Source organism: Nocardioides sp. SYSU D00065, from assembly GCF_017916425.1.
Taxonomy (GTDB): Bacteria; Actinomycetota; Actinomycetes; order Propionibacteriales; family Nocardioidaceae; genus Nocardioides.
In genome coordinates, this window is the sequence record NZ_JAFMSX010000001.1 from 1568559 (window position 1) to 1593481 (window position 24923).

General features: G+C 73.8%; 22 protein-coding genes and 1 tRNA gene. 11 read left to right on the plus strand and 12 right to left on the minus strand.

The features are described from left to right. Window positions 1-15: 15 nt before the first annotated feature. From J3P41_RS07480 to J3P41_RS07490, 3 genes are all read left to right on the plus strand, one after another. A tRNA-Gly gene (locus J3P41_RS07480) sits at window positions 16-91 on the plus strand. Window positions 92-323: 232 nt separating this feature from the next. Further along, window positions 324-950 carry a DUF2461 domain-containing protein gene (locus tag J3P41_RS07485; protein ID WP_210649545.1) on the plus strand — a complete coding sequence of 209 codons (627 nt, stop codon included), beginning with the start codon at window positions 324-326 and terminating at the stop codon, window positions 948-950. Between the two features lie 86 nt (window positions 951-1036). Continuing rightward, complete coding sequence (locus J3P41_RS07490) at window positions 1037-1573, plus strand: hypothetical protein (RefSeq protein WP_210649546.1); 537 nt, start codon at window positions 1037-1039, stop codon at window positions 1571-1573. 23 nt (window positions 1574-1596) lie between these two features. Here the strand turns inward: J3P41_RS07490 and J3P41_RS07495 are convergent, their stop codons facing one another. Next, complete coding sequence (locus J3P41_RS07495; RefSeq protein ID WP_210649547.1) at window positions 1597-2055, minus strand: Rrf2 family transcriptional regulator; 459 nt, start codon at window positions 2053-2055, stop codon at window positions 1597-1599. 115 nt (window positions 2056-2170) lie between these two features. Then, on the minus strand, window positions 2171-3070 hold the full coding sequence (locus J3P41_RS07500) for a sulfite exporter TauE/SafE family protein (RefSeq protein WP_210649548.1): 900 nt from the start codon (window positions 3068-3070) through the stop codon (window positions 2171-2173). A 258-nt stretch (window positions 3071-3328) separates the two neighbouring features. Here J3P41_RS07500 and J3P41_RS07505 point away from each other — a divergent pair, with 258 nt between their 5' ends. From J3P41_RS07505 to J3P41_RS07525, 5 genes are all read left to right on the plus strand, one after another. Continuing rightward, entirely contained in the window at window positions 3329-5203 is a 1875-nt protein-coding gene (locus tag J3P41_RS07505; protein WP_210649549.1) for an acyl-CoA dehydrogenase, read from the plus strand. A 234-nt stretch (window positions 5204-5437) separates the two neighbouring features. After that, window positions 5438-6340 carry an ABC transporter ATP-binding protein gene (locus tag J3P41_RS07510; RefSeq protein ID WP_210649550.1) on the plus strand — a complete coding sequence of 301 codons (903 nt, stop codon included), beginning with the start codon at window positions 5438-5440 and terminating at the stop codon, window positions 6338-6340. Next, complete coding sequence (locus tag J3P41_RS07515) at window positions 6337-7140, plus strand: ABC transporter permease (protein ID WP_246861485.1); 804 nt, start codon at window positions 6337-6339, stop codon at window positions 7138-7140. The genes J3P41_RS07510 and J3P41_RS07515 overlap by 4 nt, the downstream gene beginning before the upstream one ends. Further along, the gene (locus J3P41_RS19245) at window positions 7137-8183 is read left to right on the plus strand and encodes a sensor histidine kinase (RefSeq protein ID WP_210649551.1); all 1047 of its coding nucleotides are present in this window, start codon (window positions 7137-7139) and stop codon (window positions 8181-8183) included. The genes J3P41_RS07515 and J3P41_RS19245 overlap by 4 nt, the downstream gene beginning before the upstream one ends. Next, a complete protein-coding gene (locus tag J3P41_RS07525; protein ID WP_210649552.1) occupies window positions 8180-8785 on the plus strand; it encodes a DNA-binding response regulator in 606 nt (201 codons plus the stop codon). Before J3P41_RS19245 ends, J3P41_RS07525 begins: the two co-directional genes overlap by 4 nt. An 11-nt stretch (window positions 8786-8796) precedes the next feature. Here J3P41_RS07525 and J3P41_RS07530 read toward each other — a convergent pair whose 3' ends face one another. Next, the gene (locus J3P41_RS07530) at window positions 8797-9003 is read right to left on the minus strand and encodes a DUF6458 family protein (RefSeq protein WP_210649553.1); all 207 of its coding nucleotides are present in this window, start codon (window positions 9001-9003) and stop codon (window positions 8797-8799) included. Window positions 9004-9104: 101 nt separating this feature from the next. Between J3P41_RS07530 and J3P41_RS07535 the strand changes: the two genes are divergently transcribed. Beyond that, the gene (locus J3P41_RS07535; protein ID WP_210649554.1) at window positions 9105-9917 is read left to right on the plus strand and encodes a maleylpyruvate isomerase family mycothiol-dependent enzyme; all 813 of its coding nucleotides are present in this window, start codon (window positions 9105-9107) and stop codon (window positions 9915-9917) included. Next, window positions 9914-10840 (plus strand): oxidoreductase, encoded by a 927-nt coding sequence (locus J3P41_RS07540; RefSeq protein ID WP_307861874.1) that lies wholly within the window; start codon window positions 9914-9916, stop codon window positions 10838-10840. Before J3P41_RS07535 ends, J3P41_RS07540 begins: the two co-directional genes overlap by 4 nt. Before the next feature lie 4 nt (window positions 10841-10844). Here J3P41_RS07540 and J3P41_RS07545 read toward each other — a convergent pair whose 3' ends face one another. The 3 genes from J3P41_RS07545 to J3P41_RS07555 all read right to left on the minus strand — a co-directional run bounded on the left by J3P41_RS07545 (window position 10845) and on the right by J3P41_RS07555 (window position 15029). Then, window positions 10845-12353, minus strand: a complete 1509-nt coding sequence (locus J3P41_RS07545; protein ID WP_210649555.1) for a hypothetical protein — start codon at window positions 12351-12353, stop codon at window positions 10845-10847. Between the two features lie 272 nt (window positions 12354-12625). Next, a complete protein-coding gene (locus tag J3P41_RS07550) occupies window positions 12626-13858 on the minus strand; it encodes an acyl-CoA desaturase (RefSeq protein WP_210649556.1) in 1233 nt (410 codons plus the stop codon). Window positions 13859-13898: 40 nt separating this feature from the next. Next, the gene (locus tag J3P41_RS07555) at window positions 13899-15029 is read right to left on the minus strand and encodes a ferredoxin reductase (protein ID WP_210649557.1); all 1131 of its coding nucleotides are present in this window, start codon (window positions 15027-15029) and stop codon (window positions 13899-13901) included. Between the two features lie 148 nt (window positions 15030-15177). Here J3P41_RS07555 and J3P41_RS07560 point away from each other — a divergent pair, with 148 nt between their 5' ends. Then, the gene (locus J3P41_RS07560; protein ID WP_307861875.1) at window positions 15178-16314 is read left to right on the plus strand and encodes a helix-turn-helix domain-containing protein; all 1137 of its coding nucleotides are present in this window, start codon (window positions 15178-15180) and stop codon (window positions 16312-16314) included. Window positions 16315-16644: 330 nt separating this feature from the next. Here the strand turns inward: J3P41_RS07560 and J3P41_RS07565 are convergent, their stop codons facing one another. The 6 genes from J3P41_RS07565 to J3P41_RS07590 all read right to left on the minus strand — a co-directional run bounded on the left by J3P41_RS07565 (window position 16645) and on the right by J3P41_RS07590 (window position 24912). Continuing rightward, window positions 16645-17352, minus strand: coding sequence for an alpha/beta fold hydrolase (locus J3P41_RS07565; RefSeq protein WP_210649559.1), 708 nt, complete (start codon window positions 17350-17352; stop codon window positions 16645-16647). Window positions 17353-17500: 148 nt separating this feature from the next. Next, window positions 17501-19870, minus strand: a complete 2370-nt coding sequence (locus J3P41_RS07570; protein WP_210649560.1) for a GNAT family N-acetyltransferase — start codon at window positions 19868-19870, stop codon at window positions 17501-17503. Next, the gene (locus tag J3P41_RS07575; RefSeq protein WP_246861486.1) at window positions 19867-21639 is read right to left on the minus strand and encodes an IucA/IucC family siderophore biosynthesis protein; all 1773 of its coding nucleotides are present in this window, start codon (window positions 21637-21639) and stop codon (window positions 19867-19869) included. The genes J3P41_RS07570 and J3P41_RS07575 overlap by 4 nt, the downstream gene beginning before the upstream one ends. Continuing rightward, window positions 21636-22166, minus strand: coding sequence for a GNAT family N-acetyltransferase (locus J3P41_RS07580; protein WP_210649561.1), 531 nt, complete (start codon window positions 22164-22166; stop codon window positions 21636-21638). The genes J3P41_RS07575 and J3P41_RS07580 overlap by 4 nt, the downstream gene beginning before the upstream one ends. Further along, window positions 22163-23449: a lysine N(6)-hydroxylase/L-ornithine N(5)-oxygenase family protein gene (locus J3P41_RS07585; protein ID WP_210649562.1), complete on the minus strand. Its 1287-nt coding sequence runs from the start codon at window positions 23447-23449 to the stop codon at window positions 22163-22165. Before J3P41_RS07585 ends, J3P41_RS07580 begins: the two co-directional genes overlap by 4 nt. Then, window positions 23446-24912 (minus strand): aspartate aminotransferase family protein, encoded by a 1467-nt coding sequence (locus J3P41_RS07590; RefSeq protein ID WP_210649563.1) that lies wholly within the window; start codon window positions 24910-24912, stop codon window positions 23446-23448. Before J3P41_RS07590 ends, J3P41_RS07585 begins: the two co-directional genes overlap by 4 nt. Between the last annotated feature and the right edge of the window lie 11 nt (window positions 24913-24923).

Consider the following 24923-nt stretch of genomic DNA (forward strand, 5'->3'; position numbering starts at 1 on the left):
TCCCCGGACGGCTCTGCGGATGTAGCTCAGCTGGTAGAGCGCGACCTTCCCAAGGTCGATGTCGCGAGTTCGAATCTCGTCATCCGCTCCAGGTCCTCACTCGCCGCCTGCGGCCCCGCCGTACGCCGTACGGGCTTGTCGCGGCCTTGTTGCGATCCCCGGCTAGCCGGGGAAACTTGAGCCTCACCCCCGAAACTTCGCACTGGAACCTCCAGGTTCCCCGGCTAGCCGGGGACTGCAACACCGCCCCGCCCCGCGCCCCGGCCGCCTCGCAGCCGCGCCCGCGGACGCGCGCGACCAAGCGCGGTGACTAGGCTTCCGCCGTGTCGTTTGCAGGGTTCCCGGTCGCCGCGCTCGACTTCTACGACGACCTCGAGATGGACAACACCAAGTCGTTCTGGGAGGCCCACCGGCACGTCTGGAAGGAGTCCGTCGAGGCGCCGATGAAGGCGCTGGTTGCGGAGCTCGAGCCGGAGTTCGGCGCCGCGAAGGTGTTCCGTCCCTACCGCGACGTCCGGTTCGCCAAGGACAAGACCCCGTACAAGACCCACCAGGGCGCCTTCGTCGCCGCCGGGCCGCGGACCGGGTGGTACGTCGAGATCTCGGCGCGCGGCACCCGGGTCGGCGCCGGCTTCTACGACGCCGACGGCCCCGCCCTGGCCGCCATCCGCGCGGCGATGGCCGACGACCGGACCGGCACGGCACTGGACCGGCTGCTGCGCCGGCTCGAGAAGGACGGCTTCGAGGTCGGCGGCGAGCAGCTCAAGACCTCGCCGCGCGGCTACCCGGCCGACCACCCGCGCATCCACCTGCTGCGGCGCAAGCAGCTGTTCGTCGGCCGCTCCTACGGTTTCGAGACCGACGCCATCGACGCCGGGCTCCTCGACCGGGTGCGGGCGGACTGGCGGGCGCTGAAGCCGCTCGTCACGTGGCTGCGGGCCGTCGACTGATCCGGCGCTCCCGGTCGGGAGAGGTGTTCCGGCCGCCGACGACCCGTGTTCACGTGGTCGTCGCCCGGCCGCAGCAGGCTGGCGCCATGGCCAAGAGACTGTTCCTGCTCCACGTCGGCCCCGACACGGTGGACGTCTCGGCGATGACCGAGGCGCTGGCGTTGGGGCGCATCGCCGTACCGGATGCCGAGCCCGAGCTCTTTGCGCACGCCGGCATCGAGATCCGCCGCACGCACAAGGCCGCCGGCCTGAAGCGCAAGCACGTCGAGGGCGCGTGGGCCAAGGTGTGCCGTCGCGCGTTCCGGACCAAGTCCGACTGCTTCGTCAGCATCCCGGCCTTCTTCGACGCCTCACCGGAGCAGGCGGCCCTCGCCCTGGACGGGCTCGTCGGCTTCAAGGTCGTGCTCGTGGTCACCAGCGGCTTCGCCGTCGAGCCGCCGGCCGCCTGGATGTCGCAGGTCAAGGACGGTCGTACGCACGTGCTGCCCTCCGACCTCACCGACGAGCAGCTGGCCGCGCAGGTCGCCCGGATCGCCCTCCTCGAGGAGGAGGCGCGCCTCGACAAGCGGCTGGCCAAGATCACCAAGCGACGCAAGCAGGTCACCCGCAAGCTGGCCGCCTGAGGCCCCCCCGCACCGGCCTGCGGTCAGTGTGGCTGCCAGGCGTCGTCGTCCTCGGTGAGCGCAGCGACGCCCTGCGGGAGCCGGCCGTCGGCCAGGTCCTGGATGGAGACCTGCTCGAACACCATCCGCAGCGAGTGCCGAGCCGCGATCCAGACGTGCTGCAGCACCTGCGCCGAGTCGTCGTACTCCACCGCCTCCGGCCGCAGGCCGTAGACCGACACCAGTGGACCGTCGACCGCTCGGATCACGTCGGCGACCGTGACCGCCGCCGGCGGGCGGGCGAACCGCCAGCCGCCTGACTGGCCACGTTGCGACACCACGACGTCGGCGCGCCGGAGGTCGGCGAGGATGGCCTGGAGGAAGCCGTGCGGGATGCTCTGGGCCTTGCCCAGCTGCTCGGCACTCACCGCGGCCCCGTCAGCACGGACCGCGATCTCGATCAGCGCACGCAGTGCGTAGTCGGCTTTGGCGGAGACGCGCATGGGGCCAGTTTGTCAGACCCGGCGCCACGGGGGGCGCTGCCGGTCGACACCGGCGGCGTGGATGCGCGTACGCCGCCGCACCCGCGCGGGCGGGGCGACGGCGTACGAGGAGGGCTCAGGCGGTGGCCGGCTCGAGGTCGCGGTCCGCAGCCAGCGCCTTGGCGGCACGCTCCTGCCGGACGGCCCACACGATGGCGGAGATCCACAGGACGAAGACGACCGCGGCGGTGGCGGCCACGCCGACGCCCGGGACGCCGGCCGACTCGAGCAGGGTCTTGGAGTTCGTGAGGATGATCAGGCCGCCGGCCGCGGTGCCGAGGACCCGGGCGGCGAGGCGCTTGACCAGCCACGCGGCGATCGGGGCGGCGACGACGCCACCGGCCAGCAGCGCACCGGCATAGCCCCAGTTGATGCCCGCGGCGCCGAGGCCGAAGAGGAAGCCGAGCGACCCGCCGACGGCGACCACGAACTCGGAGGTGTCGATCGAGCCGACGACCTTGCGGGGCTCCAGGCGGCCGCTGGAGAGCAGGGAGGTGGTGCCGACCGGGCCCCAGCCGCCACCGCCGACGGCGTCCAGCGTGCCGGCGACCAGGCCCATGGGCGCGAGGAAGGCCGCCGACGGGTGGCCCTTGAAGGTGGGCCGCGCGCCGCCGAGACGCAGGAACCGGTAGACGACGTAGAAGCCGAGGCTGAGCAGGATGATCGCGACCACGGGCTTGGCCACCGCGGCGTCGAGGTTGGACAGCAGCGTCGCCCCGAGGAACGCCCCCACGAAGCCCGGGAGCGCCAGGATCGAGACGGTGCGCCAGTCCACGTTGCCGAGCTTGTGGTGCGAGGCGCCGGAGACCAGGGAGGTGCCGATCTCGGAGAAGTGGACCGCGGCGGATGCCGCAGCGGGTGCCACGCCGGCCGCGAGCAGCAGGGTGGACGACGTCACGCCGTAGGCCATCCCGAGGGAGCCGTCGATGAGCTGGGCGATCAGGCCCACGACTCCGAGCACGATGAGCTTGCGCATCGGCAGGCTCCTTCCAGGTCGAAACTGTTCTAGGTCCACTGTCCGTGGTTTGTCGGGTGACAGACTAGACATACAAGAGGCGATAGACAAAACCGAGATGGGTCGTGGCGTGTCCGTGGACCAGACCGGACGGGTTGTCGTCGTTGGGGATCGCGCCCATCGACCCCGTGTTGCGTCGAGCTCGCCCGCGAGGCATCATTTGTTACCGGTGAGTAGCCGCTGCGCTCGCCCACGACCGACACGGAACAGGTGGAAGCTGTGAGCCACTACAAGAGCAACCTCCGCGACATCGAGTTCAACCTCTTCGAGGTGCTCGGCCGCGACGACGTCCTCGGCCAGGGCCCGTTCGGCGAGATCGACGGCGAGAGCGCCCGCGAGATCCTGCGCGAGGTCGAGCGCCTCTCCCGCGAGGACCTGGCGGCCTCGTACGAGGACAGCGACCGCAACCCGCCGGTGTTCGACCCCGCCACGCACACGGCCCCGGTGCCGGAGTCGTTCCAGGCCTCCTACCAGGCCTGGATGGACTCGGAGTTCTGGCGCCTGCAGGTCTTCGAGGAGATGGGCGGCACCCCCGCTCCCTCGTCGCTGATCTGGGCGATCGGCGAGATGGTGCTCGGCGCCAACGCCCCGGTGTGGATGTACGCCGCCGGGCCGGCCTTCGCCAACGTGGTCCACCGCAACGGCAACGAGCGCGACAAGCGCGTGGCCCAGTACATGGTCGACCGCCGGTGGGGCTGCACGATGGTGCTCACCGAGCCCGACGCGGGCTCCGACGTCGGCGCCGGGCGCGCGAAGGCGGTCCCCAACGCCGACGGCTCGTGGAACATCACCGGTGTCAAGCGCTTCATCACCAGCGCGACGCATGACATGAGCGAGAACATCATGCACCTCGTGCTCGCGCGCCCCGAGGGTGTCGAGGGCGCGGGCGGGCCGGGCACTAAGGGCCTCTCCCTCTTCTGGATGCCCGAGCACCACTTCGACCACGAGACCGGCGAGCTGACCGGCGAGCGCAACGGCGTCTACGTCACCAACGTCGAGCACAAGATGGGCATCAAGGTCTCCAACACCTGCGAGGTCACCTTCGGCGACCCGCAGGTCGGCGGCGGCGAGCCGGCGCGCGGCTGGCTGCTCGGCGAGGTGCACGACGGCATCGCGCAGATGTTCCAGGTCATCGAGAACGCCCGGATGATGGTCGGCACCAAGGCGATCGCCACGCTGTCCACCGGCTACCTCAACGCGCTCGACTACGCCAAGGAGCGGGTCCAGGGCGCCGACCTCACCCAGGCCGCCGACAAGACGGCCCCGCGCGTGACGATCACGCACCACCCCGACGTACGCCGCTCCCTGATGACGCAGAAGGCGTTCGCCGAGGCGATGCGCGCGCTGGTGCTCTACACCGCCACCTGGCAGGACCAGGTGATGATCGCCGAGCACGCCGGCACCGCCGACTCCGACGAGGCGCGCCTGGCCGCCGCGGTGAACGACCTGCTGCTCCCGATCGTCAAGGGCTACGGCTCGGAGCGCTCGTGGGTGCTGCTGGGCACCGAGTCGCTGCAGACCTTCGGCGGCTCGGGCTTCCTGCAGGAGTACCCGGTCGAGCAGTACGTCCGCGACGCGAAGATCGACACCCTCTACGAGGGCACGACCGCGATCCAGGGTCAGGACTTCTTCTTCCGCAAGATCGTCAAGGACCAGGGCCGCGCGCTGGGCCACCTGGCCAAGGAGATCGAGGCCTTCCTCGCCTCCGAGGCCGGCAACGGCCGGCTCAAGACGGAGCGGGCGCTGCTCGCCACCGCGCTCGAGGACGCCAACGCGATCGTCGGGCACATGATCAACGACCTGATGAGCTCGCAGGACGACGTGCGCAACATCTACAAGGTCGGCCTCAACACCTCCCGCCTGCTCATGGTGCTCGGCGACGTGGTGTGCGGCTGGCTGCTGCTGCGCCAGGCCGAGGTCGCGCTGGGCAGGCTGGCCGGCGAGGTGTCGGCGAAGGACCAGGCGTTCTACGAGGGCAAGGTCGCGGCCGCGCAGTTCTTCGCGCAGACCAACCTGCCGAAGATCAGCGCCGAGCGGGCCATCGCCGAGGGCATCGGGCTCGACCTGATGGACCTCGACGAGGCGGCCTTCTGAGCGTTCCGCCCGGGCGATGAGCTTTGGGCGGTGAAGTCCGCCCCCTGCTGCGCCATCACGGTACGTCGCTGAATGGGCACTTCCCCCTGCGAGTTCGCCGGGGGAAGTGCCCATTCGCCTACATACCGTGATGGACAGGCAGCGCCGGGCGACCGGCCCCGGATGACAGGTGTCACGGGCAGGTCGTGACATCTCCACCCGGCCCGTGGCGGCGTACGGCGCCAGGGTGAAGGCATGAGCGACATCCCGGCCATCCGCGCCGTCGGCCTCCGCAAGGCCTTCCGGTCGACCGACGGCACCCCGGTCGTCGCGGTCGACGACGTCGACCTGACCGTCCACCCGGGCGAGATCGTGGCGTTCCTCGGCCCGAACGGCGCCGGCAAGACGACCACGGTCGACATGCTGCTCGGCCTGACGCGGCCCGACGCCGGCCTCGTCGAGGTGTACGGCGTCGCGCCCGGCGAGGCGGTGCGCGCCGGCCGGGTCTCGGCGGTCATGCAGTCCGGCGGGCTGCTCAACGACTTCACCGTCGAGGAGACCGTCCGCGCCATCGCGGCGCTGCACGGGCGCACCGACCGCGTCGAGGTGGTGCTCGAGCGGGCCGGCCTCGCCGACCTGGCCGCGCGACGGGTGGAGGCCTGCTCGGGCGGGGAGCAGCAGCGACTCAAGTTCGCGCTCGCCCTGGTCCCCGACCCGGACCTGGTGATCCTCGACGAGCCCACCACCGGGATGGACGTCGGGGCCCGCCAGGAGTTCTGGCAGGCCATGCGCGCCGACGCCGCCCTGGGTCGCACGATCGTCTTCGCCACCCACTACCTCGCCGAGGCCGACGAGTTCGCCGAGCGCACCGTGCTGATGAACCACGGCCGGATCGTCCACGACGCACCGACCGCCGACGTGCGGGCGGCGTACGGCGGGCGCAGGCTGACCTTCCGGCCGCCCGCCCGGGCCGTGAGCCCCGCCGGCCTCGACGAGGCGTGGCTGGCCGCGGTGCGGCGGGCACTCGAGCCGCTCGGCGTGACCGACCTCGAGGTGTCGGCGGCCAGCTTGGAGGCGGCCTTCCTCGCCCTCACCGCCGAGCCGGCCGGTGAGCCGGCCGCGGCCCAGGCCACCGACATGGTCGGAGCGGACCGATGAACGCCCCCACCGGCACCGCCGCCGCTGAGCGCAGCGAGGGCGTACGCCCCGCCCCGCGACCGCAGATGCTGACCTACGCGCGGCTCGACCTCCGGCGCCAGCTGCGCGACCGGATCGGGATGTTCTTCGTCGTCGGCCTGCCGACCTTCATGTACTTCGTGTTCGGCCTCGGGTCCGAGGACCCCGTCGGCACCGGCAACGTCGCGATGTACGTCATGATCTCGATGGCCGCCTACGGCGCGGTCACCGCCACGACCAGCGTCGCCGGCAGCGCGACGACCGAGCAGGTGATGGGGTGGGGCCGCCAGCTCGGGCTGACACCGATGCGGCCCCTGGCCTTCGTCGCGGCGAAGGCGGCGGTCGCGATGAGCGTGGCGGCCGTCCCCGTGGCCCTCATCTTCGCGATCGGTGCGGCCACCGGCGCCCGCGGCGACTGGCGCGACTGGACCCTCGCGGCAGCGGTGGTGTGGCTCGGGTCGGCGCTGTTCGCGATCTACGGCCTGGCCGTCTGCCTGGTGTTCCGCGGGCCGAACGCTCCCGGCATCGCCTCCGGCATGATCGTGATCATGGCCTTCCTGGGCAACGTCTTCGCCCCGATGAGCGGCCTGCTGCTGGAGATCGGCCGGCTCACGCCGCTCTACGGCTACGTCGCGCTGGCCCGCTTCTCCCTCACCGACGGCGAGCTGCCGGGCGGTGGCCGAGACGCGCTGTGGCTGCCGGTCGCTAACGTGCTCGCGTGGACCGCCGTCTTCGCGCTGCTCGCGCTGTGGGGCCTGCGCCGCAGCCGGGCGCGGGTGTGACCGCGGACCCGATCCCGGCCAACCCCTGGGAGAAGTGGGGCTGGGCCTTCGCGTCCGTCTGGCTGGTCTTCCTGCTCTACCCGGTCCTGGCGGTCGTCGACGCAGACGTGTCCCCGGCGGCCAAGGCGGCGAGCCTGCTGTGCATCGTCGGCTTCGCGGTCGTCAACGTGCACGGCTACAGCCGGAGGGGACGGGTGTGGGGCCACCTCGCCGTGATGGTCGCCCTGGGCCTCGCGACGGTGCCGGTCATCGGCATGCAGGCGGTCGGCTACACGCCCTACCTCGCCATCCTCTCCGCGCTGGAGCTGCCGGCGCCGGCCTGGCAGCGGGCGGTGGGCTTCTGGGTGCTGGTGCCGCTGCTGTCGCTGCTGGGCCTCGACGGCTTCCCGCGCTACTTCTTCCTGACGCTGTGGCCGATCATGCTGGGCGCCGTCCTGCTCCGGATCTTCAGCGAGCGCGAGCGGGAGGTCTACGCCGCGCAGCACCAGTACGCCGTCCTCGCCGAGCGCGAGCGGGTCGCGCGCGACGTGCACGACGTCCTCGGCCACTCCCTGACCGCGCTCTCGGTCAAGGCCGAGCTGGCCGCGCGCCTCATCGACCTCGACCCGGCGCGCGCCAAGGAGGAGCTCGAGTCGATCCAGGCCACCGCCCGGCAGGCCCTCACCGAGGTGCGGGCGACGGTCGGAGGCCTACGCGCGGGCAACCTCGAGGCCGAGCTGCTCGCCGCGCCGCGCGTGCTGGCCGACGCCGGTGTCGCGACGACGGTCGTGGGCACGGTCGCCGACACCGACCCGCGACACCGGGCGCTGCTGGCCTGGGTGCTGCGCGAGTCGGTCACCAACGTCGTGCGCCACGCGGCCGCGGACCGGGTGGTGATCGAGCTCGGTCCCCGCGGCATCGCGGTGACCGACGACGGCACCGGCTGCAGCGGCGCGGAGGGCAACGGCCTGCGCGGCATGCGGGAACGGGTCAGCGGGGCCGGCGGCACCCTCACCGTCGCCCGGACGACGCCCGGCACCCGGGTGGAGGTGGCGCTGCCGTGATCAGGCTGCTGCTCGCCGACGACCAGGCGCTGGTGCGCGGCGCGCTGGCCGCGCTGCTCGACCTCGAGACCGACCTCGAGGTGGTGGCGCAGGTGGGTCGGGGCGACGAGGTGGTCGCGGCGGCTCGCGACTCCGGCGCGCAGGTGTGCCTGCTCGACATCGAGATGCCCGGCCTCAACGGCATCGACGCCGCGGCCGCCGTACGACGCGAGCTGCCCGGCGTACGGTCCCTCGTCGTGACGACGTTCGGCCGCCCCGGCTACGTGCGCCGCGCCATCGAGGCGGGGGCGTCGGGGTTCGTCGTCAAGGACACCCCGGCGCGCCAGCTCGCCGACGCCGTGCGCCGGGTGCACGCCGGCCTGCGAGCCATCGACCCCGACCTGGCCGCCGCGTCGCTGGTCGACGGACCGAGCCCGCTCACCGCTCGGGAGCGGGAGCTGCTGGTGCACGCCCTCGACGGGTCGCCGGTGGCGGCGATCGCCGCGCGGGTGCACCTGTCGGAGGGCACGGTGCGCAACCACCTGTCCGCAGCCATCGGCAAGACCGGCGCGACCACGCGCAGCGAGGCCGCGCGGATCGCGCAGGACCGCGGCTGGCTGTGACGGCCGGCCGCTCAGATCTCGTGGCGCTCCTCCACCCGCGTGGTCCGCGAGCGCTGCGTCACGAGTGCCAGCACGAGGGCCACCCCGCCCGCCACGACGAGGATCCAGCCGACGGTGGTGGGGTCGACCACCTCCTGCACCGAGGCCGGGAACTCGTTGATGGCGAAGAGGAGGACCAGGCCGAGAACGAGCAGGAGGATGCCGAGACCGATGCCCATGACGACTCCTTCGAGGTGGGGACACGGCCGACGCCGGCCGTCACCGCCAGCCTAGACCGCGCGCCGGGGCGGCAGTCCCCGCTCGGTCCTAGGCTCTGCCCATGACCGACCAGGAACGACTGAGCGCGCTCGTCGCGGTGTGGTGGGAGGCGGTCGACTCCTTCACCCGCCTGCTCGAGCACGTCGGCGAGGGGCAGTGGTCCACGCCGACCGACCTGCCGGGTTGGGACGTGCACGCGATCGCGGCGCACACCGCCCACCTCGAGTCCCTGCTCGCCGGCCGCCCGCACGACGACGTCGAGGTCGGCCAGGCGGCGCACGTGCGCGGGGCGATGGGCCAGTTCACCGAGCAGGGCGTCCTCGCCCGCCGCGACGCGACGCCCGACGCGCTGATCACCGAGATCCGCGAGTCGACGACCGCGCGGCACACGCAGCTGCTGGCCGACCCGCCGACGGACCCGGGGGCTCCGGCGCCCGGGCCGTTCGGGGCGATCGGCTGGACCACCGGCCTGCTCCTGCGCAACCGGCCGCTCGACGTGTGGATGCACGAGCAGGACGTCCGCCGCGCGCTGGAGATGCCGGGCAACCTCGACTCCGCCCCCGCGGTGCACGCCACCGACTACCTGATGGAGAGCCTCCCCTACGTGGTCGCCAAGCGGGCCCAGGCGCCCGCGGGCGCCGTCGTACGGCTCGAGGTGGCCGAGCACGCGCCCGCGACGGTGGTCGTGGGCGAGGACGGGCGCGGGCGCGTCGGCACGCCCGACGCCGCGCCGACGGTGACGCTGGCGATGGACCGGGAGACCTTCGTCGTGCTGGCCGGCGGGCGCCGGCCGGTGCCACCGGGCGGGGTGCGGGTGGCGGGGCGCGACGACCTCGGGCAGCGCGTGCTGGCCGCGATGGCGGTGACGCCGTGAGCACGGTGTGGACGACGGCCGACATCGGCGACCTGGCCGGCCGGCACGCGGTGGTCACCGGGCCGACGCCGGGCGGCCTCGGCTTCCACACCGCCCTCGAGCTGGCTCGCCACGGCGCCCGTGTCACGCTGGCGGGCCGCGCTCGGGCCAAGCTCGACGCGGCGCGCGAGGCCGTCGCGGCCGAGGTGCCCGGCGCCGGGCTCGACACGCTGGTCGTCGACCTGTCGGACCTGGCCTCGGTCCGCGCCGCGGGGAGGGAGGCCGAGCGCCTCGGACCGATCCACCTGCTGGTGAACAACGCCGGCGTCATGGCTCCCCCGCTGCGCCGCACGCGCGACGGGCTGGAGTCGCAGATGGCGACCAACCACTTCGGGCCGTTCCTGCTCACCGGGCTCCTCCTCGACCAGCTCGCCGGCTCCGGCGACGGCCGGGTCGTCACCCTCGCCTCGCAGATGCACCGGCTGGCGCGCTCGGCCCCGCTCGACGACCCGCGGGCGCCGCGGCGCTACCGCCGGTGGCGGGTCTACGGCCAGACCAAGCTGGCCAACCTGCTCTTCACCTTCGAGCTCGAGCGCAGGCTCCGGCGCGCCGCCCTGCCGGTCAAGGCGCTGGCCGCGCATCCCGGCCTGGCGGGCACGCACCTCGCCGTCAACGGCCAGCTCGGCAGCACCGGAGGGCGGCGCGCGGCCATCCTCGACGCCGCCGTCAAGGCGGTCTCGCAGTCCGCCGAGGCCGGGGCCTGGCCCACGCTGATGGCCGCGACCGCGGACCTGCCCGGCGGGACGTACGTCGGTCCGAGCGGGCCCGGGCAGGCGAGCGGGCCGCCGCAGGTCGTGACGACCGCCCCCCTCGCGCGCGACGAGGCGGCCCAGCGTCGGCTGTGGGAGCTCAGCGAGGCCACCGTCGGGCTCAGCTGGCTGTGAGCCCTCAACTGCGGTCGCGCACCCGGACCAGCCCCGCCAACGTCCCCAGGAACGCCGACCCGTCGGGGCCGAGGAAGACCTCGGAGCGGTCGCTGCCGGCGAGCAGCCCCGTGCCGGTGCGCACGCCCCACATGCTGCGGCCGGTCTCGACGTCGAGGGCGGTGAGGTACCACGCGCTGACCCCGGTCAGGGACGGCCGCTTGGTCCAGGCGTAGACCAGCCCGTTGGGCCAGCTGGCGGTGACACCGGAGCTCGGGGACACCTCCTCGCTCGTCCACCGCACCACGCACTCACCGCCCGCGAGGTCGACCCGCGCGATCCCGGGGCTGGTGGTGAAGCCGAGCAGGGTGCTGCGCGGCGACGAGTAACCCTCGTTGTTGGTCACCACCACCCCGCTGCCGAGCGGCGCCAGGTCGCTGTCCGTGGCGGCGCCCTCCTCGAAGACGGACTGCCGGCACAGCGGCTGTCCGCTGTCACGACTGACGAAGAGCACGCCGAGACGCGAGTCCACGGAGTCGGTGATCGCCACGACCCCGCCGTCGAGCAGCACCGGCGCGGACCCGCTGGCACCGTCGTACTCCGTGCGCCACCCGACCTGCGGAGCCCCGTCGGGACCGGTGGCGAGCCGGTGCAGGGCTGCGTCCGTGACCACGTAGACAGCACCCGACGCATCGGCTGCGATGCCGCGCCGGACCGGGTCGCCGAGGTCGACGACCGCTACCTGGCCGGTGTCCGGGGCGATGGAGCCGACCAGCCCCTCGCGCGAGGCCCACCAGACCCGACCCGACCAGTCCGGCGCCACGGCGACGAGGCAGTCACCGAACGGCACGTAGGGCTTGAGGTCCCAGCCCTGGCCGGGCGCGTCGGCCTCGAGGTCCGGCTCGCCGTCGACCGACGTGCGGACGGTGAGCACGCGCCGGTCGGTCGTCGCCACCACCGCCCGGCCCCCCGCGTCGAGGTAGAAGGCGTCGCCGGCACACGCCGAACCCTCGACCCGCTCGGGCAGGTCGAAGGTCGCGCTCGGGCGGAGCGTCGCCGGATCGACCAGTCGCAGGCTCGGGCCCGACCGGCCCGCGCACAGTGCGAGGAGCGACCCGGCGCCGGTGAGCTCGAGCCGGCCGCAGCGCTGCAGGCCGAACCAGGCCGTCTCCACCTCCGGCTGGAGTCCCAGGGGACCCGGTCGGACGAGCGATCCGCCCGTCACCCGGTGCGGGTGCTGGACGGTCTCGGCGGCGACGGGGTGCGGCGTCGCCGGGCGGCCGACGTACGACGGCCCTGCCCACGCGCCCGGCGCCGGCGGGACGGGCAGCCAGCCGTCGGGGACGACGAGGACGGCGGCGACGAGCGCGACGCTCGCACCCGCGGCGGCACCGGTCACCCGGCCGCTGGGGCGACCGCGGTCCTGCACCCACCAGCGGATCCGCGGGACGCAGAGGGCCGCCGCGGCAGCGAGGAGGACGGCCGGTCCCCACCCGAACCACAGGAGCAGGACAGCGCCGACCAGCCAGACCACCGGGGAACTCTAGGTGAGCCGGGCGCCGGTTCGGCGCAGGCTCAGCGGAGTCCGCGCGAGGCGCCGGCGGGCGCGTCCTCCGTGGCCCCGCGGGGGCGCGGCGGCGACACCTCGCCGCGGGCGTCGTACGCCGGCTCCCCCACGGAGCCGATGCGGATCATCGGGGCATACCTGTCGTCATGCGCGTTCCCTCCCAGGACGTGTCGTCAGAACAGGAGGGAACGCGGCGGGTCCTGATACGTCAAGGGCGAACCGGGTCGCCCAGGGGTGGATCAGGCGGCCGCGCGGGCCTCGCTCTCGAGCTTGCGACCCAGCAGGCGGCGCGTACGACGGTCGCCGGTGGCCATCTTGTAGAGGATGCCCAGCTGCTGCGGCAGGTTCTTCTTGTTGGTCGTGGCCAGCCAGCCGTTGGGCAGCGAGAGCCGGATGACCTTGTGCCAGGCCGAGGCGACCTGCGGGACGAGCGGGCGCGCGCAGTAGGTGAGGTCGTACTTGTCGAAGAGCGCCTGCACCTTGGGCGCGATCTCGGCGTAGCGGTTGGACGGCAGGTCGGGGAAGAGGTGGTGCTCGATCTGGTGCGAGAGGTTGCCGGTCATCAGGTGCAGGAACTTCGAGCCGGAGATGTTGGCGCTGCCGAGCATCTGCCGGACGTACCACTCGCCCTTGGTCTCGCCCTCGATGGAGCGCTTCTCGAAGGTCTCCACGCCCTCGGGGAAGTGGCCGCAGAGGATGACGGAGTTGGACCACAGGTTGCGCACGACGTTGGCGGTGAAGTTGGCCGCGAGCGTCGGCAGGAACGAGCCCGTCGGGATCGACAGCGCCGGGTGGACGACGTAGTCCTTGGTCGCCTGCTTGCGGATCTTGCCGAGCACCTGCTTGGCGCGGCGGCGGAACTCGGGGTCCTTGGTCTGCTTCTTGGCGATCACGGCGCCGAGCTCGAGGTCGTAGGCGGCGATGCCGTACTCGAAGAACACGGCGTTGATGAAGCACCACAGCGGCTGGCCGAGGTGGGACGGGGTCCAGGCCTGGTCCTCGTCGACGCGCATGATGCCGTAGCCGAGGTCGTTGTCCTTACCGATGACGTTGGTGTAGGTGTGGTGGAGCTCGTTGTGGCTGTGCTTCCACTGCTCGGCGGGCGAGGCCATGTCCCACTCCCAGGTGCTGGAGTGGATCTTGGGGTCGCGCATCCAGTCCCACTGGCCGTGCAGGATGTTGTGCCCGATCTCCATGTTGTCGAGGATCTTGGAGATGCTCAGACCGAGCGTGCCGAGGACCCACGCCGGCGGGAACGCGCTGAAGAGCAGCACCGCGCGCGAGCCCAGCTCGAGCTTGCGCTGGGTGTCGATCACGCGGCGGATGTAGGCGGCGTCGTCGGCCCCGCGGCTGTCGATCACGTCCTGCCGGATGGCGTCGAGCTCGTAGCCGATCTGCTCGATGTCGGCGTCGGTGAGGTGCGCGATCGGGTTGGTCTGGCCGAGGACGGCCTTCTTCTGGACGGTGGTCATGACGATCTCCTGGGGGTTGTCGGGGAGGTCGGACGGGGGGTCAGTGGTCGATGTGGCACGGGCCGGCGGCGGCGTTGATGCAGGTCTGCACCTTGAGGTCGCCGGTCTCGCCGGGGACGGCGGTGGTGATGGCGCCGTTGCGCAGGTCGCGGACGCTGCCCTCGCGCAGCGGGATGACGCAGCCCATGCAGATGCCCATGCGGCACCCGCTCGGCATGAGCATCCCGGCCTCCTCCGCGGCGTCGAGGATCGGCGTGGCGCCGTCGAGCTCGATGGTGGTGCCGGAGGTGAAGGTGACGGTGCCGCCCTCGCCGGGCTCGACCCGCGCGGTGCGAAACTGCTCGGTGGTGAGGGTCAGCCCCGCCGCCTCGTGGTGGGCGGCGAGGGCGTCGAGCAGGCCGGCGGGACCGCAGGCGAGCGTCGTGCGCTCGGCGAGGTCCGGCACCAGGCCGGGCAGGTCGGCGACGTCGAGCACGCCGTGCTCGTCGTCGTACCTCGCCACGAGCCGGATCGCGCCGGCCGCGTCGAGGGCCTCGAGGTCGCGGATGAAGATCGAGTCCGGGTGGCTGGGCGCGACGTGGACGACCACGATGTCGTGCTCGGCGCTGCGCGAGGGGCGCAGGACGCCCTCGTCGGTGCTCGGGAACAGGTTGCGCAGCATCCCGATGACGGGCGTGATGCCCGAGCCGGCGGTCACCATGAGGAACTTGCCACCCTCGGGTGGGAGGACGAACTCACCGGCCGCCTGCTCGAGGTGCACCAGGGTGCCGGGGCGCGCCTCGTGGACGAGGTGGTTGCTCACCAGGCCGTCGGGGACGGCCTTGACGGTGATGGAGATGCGGCCGTCGCGGCGCGGGCCGTGGGTGAGCGAGTACGCGCGCCACTGGCGTACGCCGTCGACGTCGATGCCGATGCGGAGGTACTGGCCGGGCACGTGGCCGGCCCAGTCGGCGCCGGGACGGATCACGATGGTCGCCGCGTCGGCAGTCTCGGGCTCGATGGCCTCGATGCGACCGCGCAGGTCGGCGCCGGAGCGCAGCGGCGCGAACATGTCCAGGAAGTCCGCAGGGAGGTACGGCGTGGTGGCAGCCTCGGCGACCCGGACCAGGTGGTCGCCCAGTCGGCGGCTGCGCGGCCTGCCGCGGGCCGGGGGTTCGAGAGTCGTGCTCATGACATCCAATGTGCCCGATCCTCGGGCTGCCTTCCTGCCCTGCGCACGTGAATCGGCGTTAGGATGTTGTTCGTCGCGAACAAAACCCTGACCGGGAGTCCCGATGGTCACTCGTCCCGTGCGTCCCACCACACAAATCCAGACCGTCGTGGGCCTTGACCCCAAGGTCGCCGCGGCGCTGCGCTCACGCTTGGCGGAGGTCGCTGACACCGCGGTCCTCACCATCGTCGAGGAGGTGCCGAGCTACGCCGGCGCCTGGAGCGGCCGGATGGGCGGGGTGATCCGCAACGCGGTGCAGCTCGCGCTCGGCGGCTTCTTGACGCTGGCCACCCGGCAGGACGCCGAGGCGCCCAAGGCGCCGGCGATCGAGGGCGCCTACCAGCTCGGGCGCGGCGAGGCCCGCAGCGGCCGAACGGTCGACGCGCTGCTCGCCGCCTACCGCGTCGGCGCCCGCGCGTCGTGGCGCGACATGGCCGACGCGGCCGTGGAGGCCGGCGTCGACGCCGGGCAGCTGGCCCGCTTCGCCGAGCTGGTCTTCGCCTACATCGACGAGCTCTCCGCCTCCTCCGTCGCCGGCCACACCGACGAGCTGGAGAGCAGCGGCCGGGTCCGCCAGCGCAACCTCGAGCGGCTCGCCCGGGCGCTGCTCACCGGCGCCCCGGCCGACGCGGTCAACGCCGCCGCCGAGCGGGCCGGCTGGGAGCCGCCGGGCGCCCTGACCGCGGTGGTGCTTCCCGAGTCGCAGGTCTCCCACGCGGTCACCGCGCTCGACCAGCACACGCTCCACCCCGCCGACGACGTGCCCGGCCTCCCGGAGGGATACGCGTCGCTGCTGGTGCCGACCTCGGGGTCCGCCGGCGCGCGCCGTACGCTCCTGCGCGCCCTGAGCGGCACCGACGCCGTCGTCGGACCGAGCACGCCGTGGCTCGAGGCGGCCGCGTCACACCGCCGGGCGCTCCGCTGCGCCGCCCTCGGCCTCGACGGCCTCGTCGACTCCGACGACCACCTCGCCTCGCTGGTGCTGGCCGCCGACCCCGACGCGCGTGCCGACCTGCGGGCCCGGGTGCTCGCCCCGCTCGCCGACCTGCGTCCCGCCACGGCCGACAAGCTCACCGACACCCTGCGCAGCTGGCTGCTCAATCACGGCCGGCGCGACGCGGTGGCCGAGGAGCTCTTCGTGCACGCCCAGACCGTGCGCTACCGCGTCGGGCAGCTGCGCGAGATCTACGGCGACCGGCTGGAGGACCCCGCGTTCGTGCTCGACGCGACGCTTGCGCTGGCGTGAGGGTGTGCCGCTGGCGGGCGGCGTGGGGCTGGCGGTGGCGGTGGCGGCGGTGGCTGAGCCACATTTCGGCGGCACCTGGTGTGGCTCACGCACCGGTGGCGGGCTCGCCGTACGTGGGCCCACCCCAGCGGTGACCCAGCCACATCCCAGCGCCCGCGCACGTGGCTCACGCACCGCCCACCGGCGCGACCTACGACGACCCCACCCCCGCGGTGGCCCAGCCACATCCCAGCGCCCGCGCATGTGGCTCACGCACCGCCAGCGGGCGCGGCGTACGTCGACCCCACCCCCGCGGTGACCCAGCCACATCCGCGCGGCCAGGGATGTGGCTCACGCACCGCCAGGCAGGGCGCACACCGACGCCAGCCAGGACGCGACCGTCGAGGCGAGGAGGTCCCCGTGGGTCAGCGGCACCATGTGGCCGCCGCGCCGGAGCGTCACCGCGCGCGACCCGGCCGGCCCGAGGGAGGCGAGGGCGCGGGTCCAGTCCTCCGGGCAGATCCGGTCGTGGCGTCCGCGCACGACGAGGACGGGGCAGCGTACGGCTCGGAGGTCGCCGCGGACGTCCTCGCGCCGCGCGCGGTCCATGGTGCGGGCCATCCAGACCGGGCCGGCGCGGGTGTAGCTGCGCACCAGGAACGGCACCTGTGCGGGACGCTCCCACGCTGCCGTGCGCAGCCACCGGGCCGCCAGCCGCGGCCAGGTGTCGGCACGCGGATCGGTCGTCGGCCCCACCAGTACGAGCGCGGCCACCCGGTCCGGCGCGAGGGCCGCCGCTCGGGCGACCACCTGGCAGGAAGCGGAGTGGCCGACGAGCACCACGCCCGCAGGGAGGTCGGCCGTCAGACGCTCGCCGAGCGCGGCCGGTCGCAGGTCGTCGGCGCGAGAGGGGCGCCGGCCGTAGCCGGGCATCGCTCGGACGACGCCGGACGGCGCGAGCGCCAGGAAGGTCGTACGCCACTCCGCCGCCTCGAGCCCGAGTCCGGGCACGCACACGAGCGCCGGGACGGTCGGGGGCGCGGGGCGGTGGTCGCTCAAGGCGGCGCCGTACCCGCGACGGCGCCCGGTCATGCCCGCCCGGCCGAGGGGCCGTGCCGGCGGTGCGACGCTTGTCACCCCGGCGTGTCGCCCACGACACGCCGGCGACACGGCGGTCGGTCGCCGGCGAGCGGCCCCGAGCCGCGCCTCAGCGGTCGACCGGCCGGGGCAGGAAGGCGAACTGCGCGGTCTTGGCGGGCAGGTCCGGCAGCGGTGCCGGAACGGTCGTGACCGGGCCCAGTTCCGCCCCGAGCCGCCGCAGCAGCGCCACCGACTTGGTGTTGGCGACGTCGGGCTCGAGGACGAGGCGGCGTACGGCCGGGTCGGCGAAGAGGTGGGCGACGAGGTACGCCAGCAGCTCGGCCGTCGTGCCCGCGCGGGCGGCGTCGTCGGCGAGGAAGAGGTGGACCCCGAGGTCGCCGGGGCGGCGGTCGTAGTGCTCGCCGACCGCGTCGACGAACGGGTCGTAGGTCTGGACGAGCCCGACCGGGCGGCCGTCGAGGAGCACGAGGTCGGCGGTGAGGTGGTCCTGCTCGTGGATCCAGCCGTAGATCGCGGCCACCTCCTCGACCGAGCGCATCCCCATGCCCCAGAACGCGGCGCGCGGCTCGGTGAACCAGCCGTGGAGCAGGGGTGCGTCGCCCGCCGGGCCGACGGCGCGCAGGCTGAACCTGCCGGTGCCGGCGGGGACGGCAGCAGGCGGGGTGACGGGGAGCAAGGTGGCGTCCTTCCAGGCGGTGAACTGGTCGTCGTGGTGGGGCGTGCCCGCGGAGCCGCCGGCGCCCAGCGGCACCGCCCATCGGCTGCGGGAGCGGTCCGCCAGGTCCCACACGAGGCGGGCTACCGGCCCGGAGATCGACATGTCGGTGCCGGGCACCGACGAGGTGGCGGTGACGCACTCGATGTCCCCGCCGAGCGGGCTGCCGGCGACGGACGGGAGGTGCGCGGCGGCGTCGAGGCCGAGGTCGGCGAGGGCGTGGACAGGCGTGAAGCGGTGCCGGTCGCCCCACGGCTGGTCGGGCAGTGCCGCCACCTGCGCGAGTGAGGCGCGGGCCAGCTCCTCGAGGTCGAGTCCCGCGGGTGGGTCGGCGACGAGCTCGGGCAGCGCCCGGGCGACGCGGGTCGGCAGGTGCCACCACGGGGCCAGCACCTCGCCGTGGACGGGCGGTGCGGCCACCCGGGCCGGCGCGAGCAGGGGGTGGGCCACCACGGCGGCGACCAGCGCGTCGCGCACGGCCGCGAAGGCACCGGCGGCCACTGACCCGGCGGCCATCGAGCGGTCCCACCGCCGCAGCCGCTCGACCAGGGCCGCGCTCGGCGACGGAAGGTCGCGCAGCCCGAGGAGCAGGTCGAGCAGCGCGCCGCCCGCGGTGTCGTGCTCGTCGGCGAGGACGGCCGCGGCGCCGGCGACGCCGACCGGTCCGGCGTCCAACAGCGCGGCGATGCGGTCGCGCCGCCACGGCGGGGCGAAACGGTCCGCGAGGCCGTCCCAGCGCTCGTCCGTGCGGTCGTTGGCGCTGACCACCACCGCGTCGGCCGCCACCTCGATCTGGGGCAGCTCGGCCCACCCGACCCACTCGCCGTCGCGGCGTACGGGCACCCGGCCGGCCACCCGGTGGAGCACCCGCCCGGCGGTGTCGGCGACGAGCACGTTGTTGACCGGCTCCACCCAGTGCTCGAGGGCGGCGTCGACGTCGGCGACGGTGCGCGCGCGCAGCAGCGGCAGCAGGGCGGCGAACCCGACGTCGCCGAGCTCGCTGGTGGGCGTGCGCACCCGCAGGCGGCCGCCGACGACCGAGACGTCCTGGTAGTCGGCCATCGCGTTGGTGACCGCCCACGCGACGTGCCCGGTGTGCCCGAAGTGCTGCACCCCCGGCACGCCCGGGAACGCCAGCCCGACGACGTCGAGCTCGTCGCAGGCCAGCCCGACCTGCTGGTAGATCCCGGGCGACTCGAAGACGCGGTGCGGGTCCGCGCCGATCAGCGGCGACCGGGTCGTCGTACGCCCGCCTCCGACGGCGAAGGCGTTGCTGCCGTGCGGCGGCTCGCCGACCCCCAGCAGCGCGGCCAGCCGCGGGTCGAGGCCGGGGCCGACCGAGCGCGCCCACAGCCGGGTCGGGAACCCGGCGAACAGCACGTGCTGCACCAGGAACACCGCCAGCGGGGTCCACACCTGCCAGCTCCCGGGCCTGGGGCGCCCCACGAGCTCCGGCGCGGACGCCCCCTCGGCGAAACCGGCGCGCACGCCGTGGACGTACGCCGCCACGAACTCCTGCGACTCGCCCGGCAGCGCGTCGAAGCCCCTGCGGGCCGTGCCCTCGATGTCGACGTCGCGGGCGAACGCGTCCCAGGCACCGGAGCCGCCGAGCGCGCCGACCCGGCCCTCGCCGCGCAGCCGCTCGACCTCGAGCTGCCAGGCGCGGTCGCGGGCGGTGACCCGGCCCTGCTCGTGCGCGAGCTCGAGGATGCTGCCGGCGCGGACGTGAGGGACGCCGTACGCGTCGCGGCGCACGCTCATCCGGCGGCGGCCGGGTTGCGCAGCGTGCCCGCGAAGATCAGCGACTCCGCCTGGTCGGACAGGTCGACCATCTGCAGCGTGTTGCGCAGCTGCAGCCGGTTGAGGCAGCTGTGCGCGAACTCCGGGCGGAGCAGGTCGTACGTCGCCGCCGCGCGGGCCAGCTCGGGATGGTCGGCGGCGTGGCCGGCGACGCACTCGCGCACCAGCGCCCAGAACCTGTCGTCGGCCAGCAGGCCGGCGCGGGCGAGGATCGCCCCGAGGTGGCGCAGGAAGCCGTCGAAGACGTCGGTGTGGATCGACAGCGCCGCGAGGTCCGGCGTCACGACGGCGCGGATCCGCTCGACGCCGTCGGGCAACGGCCGGCCGGTGAGCACCGCGACCTCCTCGCCGATGTCCTTCATCACCATCCGGACCGGCACGTGGTCGCGCAGCACCATGACGAGGTTCTCGCCGTGCGGCATGAAGGCGAGGTCGTGGGCGAGCAGGCAGTGCACGAGCGGACGCAGGTACGCACGCAGGTAGCGCGCCACCCACTCCTCCGCGTCGAGCCCGGACGCGGCGACGAGCTCGGCGACGAGGGGCACCCCGTCGCGGTCGCGGTGCAGCAGCGACGCCATGGTGGCGAGCCGCTCGCCCTCGGCGAGCCCGGGCACGGGGCTCTCGCGCCACAGCGCGGCCACCATCTTGCGCTGCGGCGAGGACACCGGCAGGCGGTGGTAGGCGTCGCCGGTCCAGCCGATGGCCGCGTGCTCGCGCAGCACCGTGAAGCCGCTCGCCGCCAGCTCCTCGTCGGCCGCCACGAGCTCGGCGACCCAGTCGTTGATCGCGGGGGTCGCCGCCATGTACGCCGGGCTGAGCCCGCGCACGAAGCCCATGTTCTGGATCGCGAGCGCGACCTTGACGTAGGACCGCTCGGGATGCGCGAGCGGGAAGAAGGTGCGGATGGACTGCTGGGCACGGTGGGGCGCGTCGACCTCCCCGAGCCAGACCAGCGCCTCGCGCGCGACGTCCGGCGCGAACGTCACGGCGATCCGGTTGACCCACTGCCACGGGTGGACCGGGAGGTAGAGGTAGTCGGCAGGGTCGAGCCCGCGGTCGCGCAGCCGCTTCTCGAAGTCCACGAGGACGTCGGGGCCGAGCTCGGCGAGGTAGTGCTCCTCCTCGGTCCGGCCGGCCGAGAGCGAGAGCAGCGCCTCGTCGCGGCGTACGCCGAGCCAGTGCAGGCGCACGTCCGCCCCGGCCTCGGGCGCGAAGCGGGCGTGGTCGTCGACACCGAACCCGATGCGGCCGTTGCAGGCGATGAAGCCGGGGTGCCCCTCGGTCATCGCCGCCTCGATGGTCTGGTGGTCGGCGTGGACGAGGTCGGCGGACGAGAGCCGGTGGTGGGAGAGCTTCCAGGCGGCGGAGGCGAGCGTGGCGGCGACCTCCTCGAGGTACACCGCGAGCAGGTGGTCGGGGATTCCGAGCCGGTCGTTGCAGTCGATCACGAAGTCCTGCGCGTCGACCGTCGCGGGACGCCCGGCGACCGTGCGCACCAGCGAGTCGGGCTCGACGACCCAGTGCTCGAGCGGGTGGCGCGTAGCCGTGAAGGCGTACGTCGCGGCGCCCAGGTCGAGCCGCCACCCGTCCGCGGACGGCTCGTCGCGGGTGGGCTCGAGCAGCCGCTCGTGGGTGAGCTCGGCGATCGCCTTGGCGACGAGCGCGCGGTGGGCGCGCGCCATCGTCGCCGGGACGAGGTGGGCGGTGAGGTCGGTCGGGTCGATGGTCATGCGGCTCCTCCGGTGGCGGCGGTGAACTGCTCACGCGTGCAGAAGCTGAGCGCGGCGGTCTTGTCGGGCAGCTCGACGTGGCGGGCGACGACGAAGCCGACGGCGGCGTTGAGGACGGCGATGCGGGCGTTGCGGGCGTCGGGCTCGACGACGACGCGGCGCACGGCCGGGTCGGCGAAGCACTCGGCCATCACGCGCCGCATCACCGCCCTCGTGAAGCCGTGGACGGGCGTGTCGGTGGGCGCGACGAGGAGGTGCATGCCGACGTCACCGGCGCGCAGCTCCGGCAGCCCGGCGAGCGGCGAGTGGGCCGGGGCGTAGAGCTCCATCAGGAACGCGGGCACGCCGTCGGCGCGGCCGAGCAGCGCCTCGTGGTGCGGGTCGGCGGCGATGCGGGCGTACTCCTCGTGCACCTGCTGCGGCGTCGCGTCCTGCATGCCCCAGAAGACGGAGCGAGGGTGGGTGACCCACGCGTGGAGGAGGAATGCGTCGCGGGCCGGGTCGAGGGGCTCGACGGTGAGCCTCATGCGGGTGCCTCCTCGCGGAAGCGGTCGGGGATGCCCCACTCCTGGAAGGCGATGCGCTTCTCCACGGCGTACGGCTCGCGGCCGAGCACCTGCGCGAGGATCACCGAGTTGCGCATCGCGCCCATCCCGAGGTCGGGCGCGACGAAGCCGTGGGTGTGCTCCTCGGCGTTCTGCACGAACACCTCGTCGCCGGCGTGGTCGACGGCGAAGCTGGCGCTGGCGAGGAACCGGCCGTGCTCGTCCCACCGGATCCGGTCACGCACCGGCTCGAGGAAGTCGGGCACGCGCGGGGCGTAGCCGGTGGCGAGCACCAGCGCGGCGGTGCGCAGCTGGCCGGTGCTGTCCTGCTCGGTGTGGCGCAGGTCGAGGGTGTAGCCGGTGCCGTCCCAGCGCGCCGCGGTCACCTCGGTCGCGGTGAGGAGCGTGGTGTCGACGCCGCCCGTCGCCTGGCGGCGGTAGAGCTCGTCGAAGATCGCATCGATGGTCTGCGAGCTGATTCCCTTGGACAGCGCGGCCTGCCCGCGCTGCACCTCGGCGCGTCGCCCGGCCGGCAGCGACTGGAAGTACGACGACCACTCGGGCGAGGTCATCTCCAGCGTCAGCTTGGTGTACTCCATGGGGAAGAACCGCGGCGAGCGGGTGACCCAGGTCAGGGCGAACCCGTGCTCCTCCTGCTCGGCCAGCAGGTCGGCGTACACCTCCGCGGCGCTCTGGCCGCTGCCGACGACGGTGACCGAGGAGGCGGCCAGCAGGCCGGGCTTGCGGTCGAGGTAGTCGGCGGAGTGCAGGGCGGGCCCCTCGACGGCGAACGGCAGCCGGGGCGCGGTGCCGGTGCCGAGCACGAGCCGGCGTGCCCGCCAGCTGCGGCCCGTGGCCGAGCGCACGACGTAGGCCTCGCCGTCGTGCTCGACCGCGACCACCCGCTCGCCCCAGCGCACGCAGTCCAGACGCTCGGCGGCCCACCGGCAGTAGTCGTCGTACTCGCGGCGCAGCGGGTAGAAGCTCTCGCGGATGTAGAACGGGTAGAGCCGGCCGACGTCCTTGAGGAACGCGAGGTAGGAGAACCGCGACGTCGGGTCGGCGAGGGTGACGAGGTCGGCCAGGAACGGCACCTGCAGCGTCGCGTCGGGCAGCATCATCCCGGGGTGCCAGGAGAAGCCGTCGGCCGCCTCGAGGAAGACCGCGCGAAGGTCGTCGAGCGGTTCGGCGAGGCAGGCCAGGCCGAGGTTGAACGGCCCGAGCCCGATGCCGAGGAGGTCGTACGTCGGCGCGCCGGCGGTCATCGCAGCACCGCCACCCGGCCGTCGCGGGCGCCCGTCTCCGCAGGCCCGGCGAGGAGCCGCCGGCCGGTCGCGCGGACCAGCGCCACGACCCCGAGGACGTCGTCGACCGTCGCCACGGGGTTGAGCAGCGTCAGCTTGAGGTAGCTGCGTCCGTCCACCCGGGTCGCCGCCACGAGGGCCCGGCCGGAGTCGAACAGCTCGGCCCGGACGGCTGCGTTGAGGCGACCGACCTCGTCGTCGTCAAGCCCGGGCGGGCACCAGCGGAACACGATCGTGCTCAGCTGCGGGGCGGCGGCGACGTCGATTTCCGGCATCGCGGTGAGCTCCGCGGCGACGGCGTCGGCGAGGTCGATGACCGCGTCGAGGTGCTCGCCGATCGCGTCGGCGCCCATCACCCGCAGCGTCATCCACAGCTTGAGCGCCTCGAAGCGGCGCGTCGTCTGCAGGCTCTTGTCGACCTGGTTGGGGTGGGCGGAGTCCTTGGGGTTGAGGTATGCGGCGTGCCACGTGACGTGCCCCAGCGTCGCTCCGTCGCGCACGAGCAGGGCGCTGCAGGACACCGGCTGGAACCACGTCTTGTGGTAGTCGATGGCGACCGAGTCGGACAGCTCGATGCCGTCGAGGCGGTCGCGCCGGCGCGCGGAGACCAGGAGGCCGCCGCCGTACGCCGCGTCGACGTGGAACCAGGCGCCGTACGCCCGAGCCAGGGCCGCGACCTCCGGGAGGGGGTCGATCGCACCGAAGTCGGTGGTGCCGGCGGTGGCCACCACGGCCATGGGCACCTCGCCCGAGGCCACGGCGTCGGCGAGCGCGGAGGCGAGAGCGGTCGGGTCCATCCGCCGCGCGTGGTCGACGGCGACGGGCACCACGGCCGCGTCGCCGAGGCCGAGCACCCGGGCGGCCTTCTGCACCGAGAAGTGGCCGTCGGCGCTGGCGAAGATGCGCAGCCGGTCGACCGGTGCGACCTGCTGCCCGCGGGCCAGCAGGAGCGCCTGGAGGTTCGACTGCGTGCCGCCGGTCGTGAAGATGCCGTCCGCGCCGGGGCCCCAGCCGATGCGCGCCGTCGTCCAGTCGACGAGGTGCCGCTCGATGAAGGTGGCCCCGGCGCTCTGGTCGAAGGTGTCCAGGCTGGCGTTGACCCCGCTGACGAACACCTCGGCGGCCAGCGCCGGGATCACCACCGGGCAGTTGAGGTGGGCAGCGGCGGTCGGCTCGTGGAACCAGATGGCGTCGTCGAGCCAGAGCCGGGAGAGCTCGGCGAGGGCGTCCGGCCCGGTGCCCAGCGGCCGGTCGAGGTCGACGGCGGCGACGCGCTGTGCCGCCTCGCGCGGGGAGACCCCGCCCGAGGGACGCCCCGCTGTGGCGGCGAGGTGCGCGACGAGGTGGTCCACCGCGGCACCGACGGCCTCGCGGTAGGCGCCGGCGTTGGCCGGGTGGAAGAGGTGTTGACGGGGTGCGGGCACGGGATGTCCCT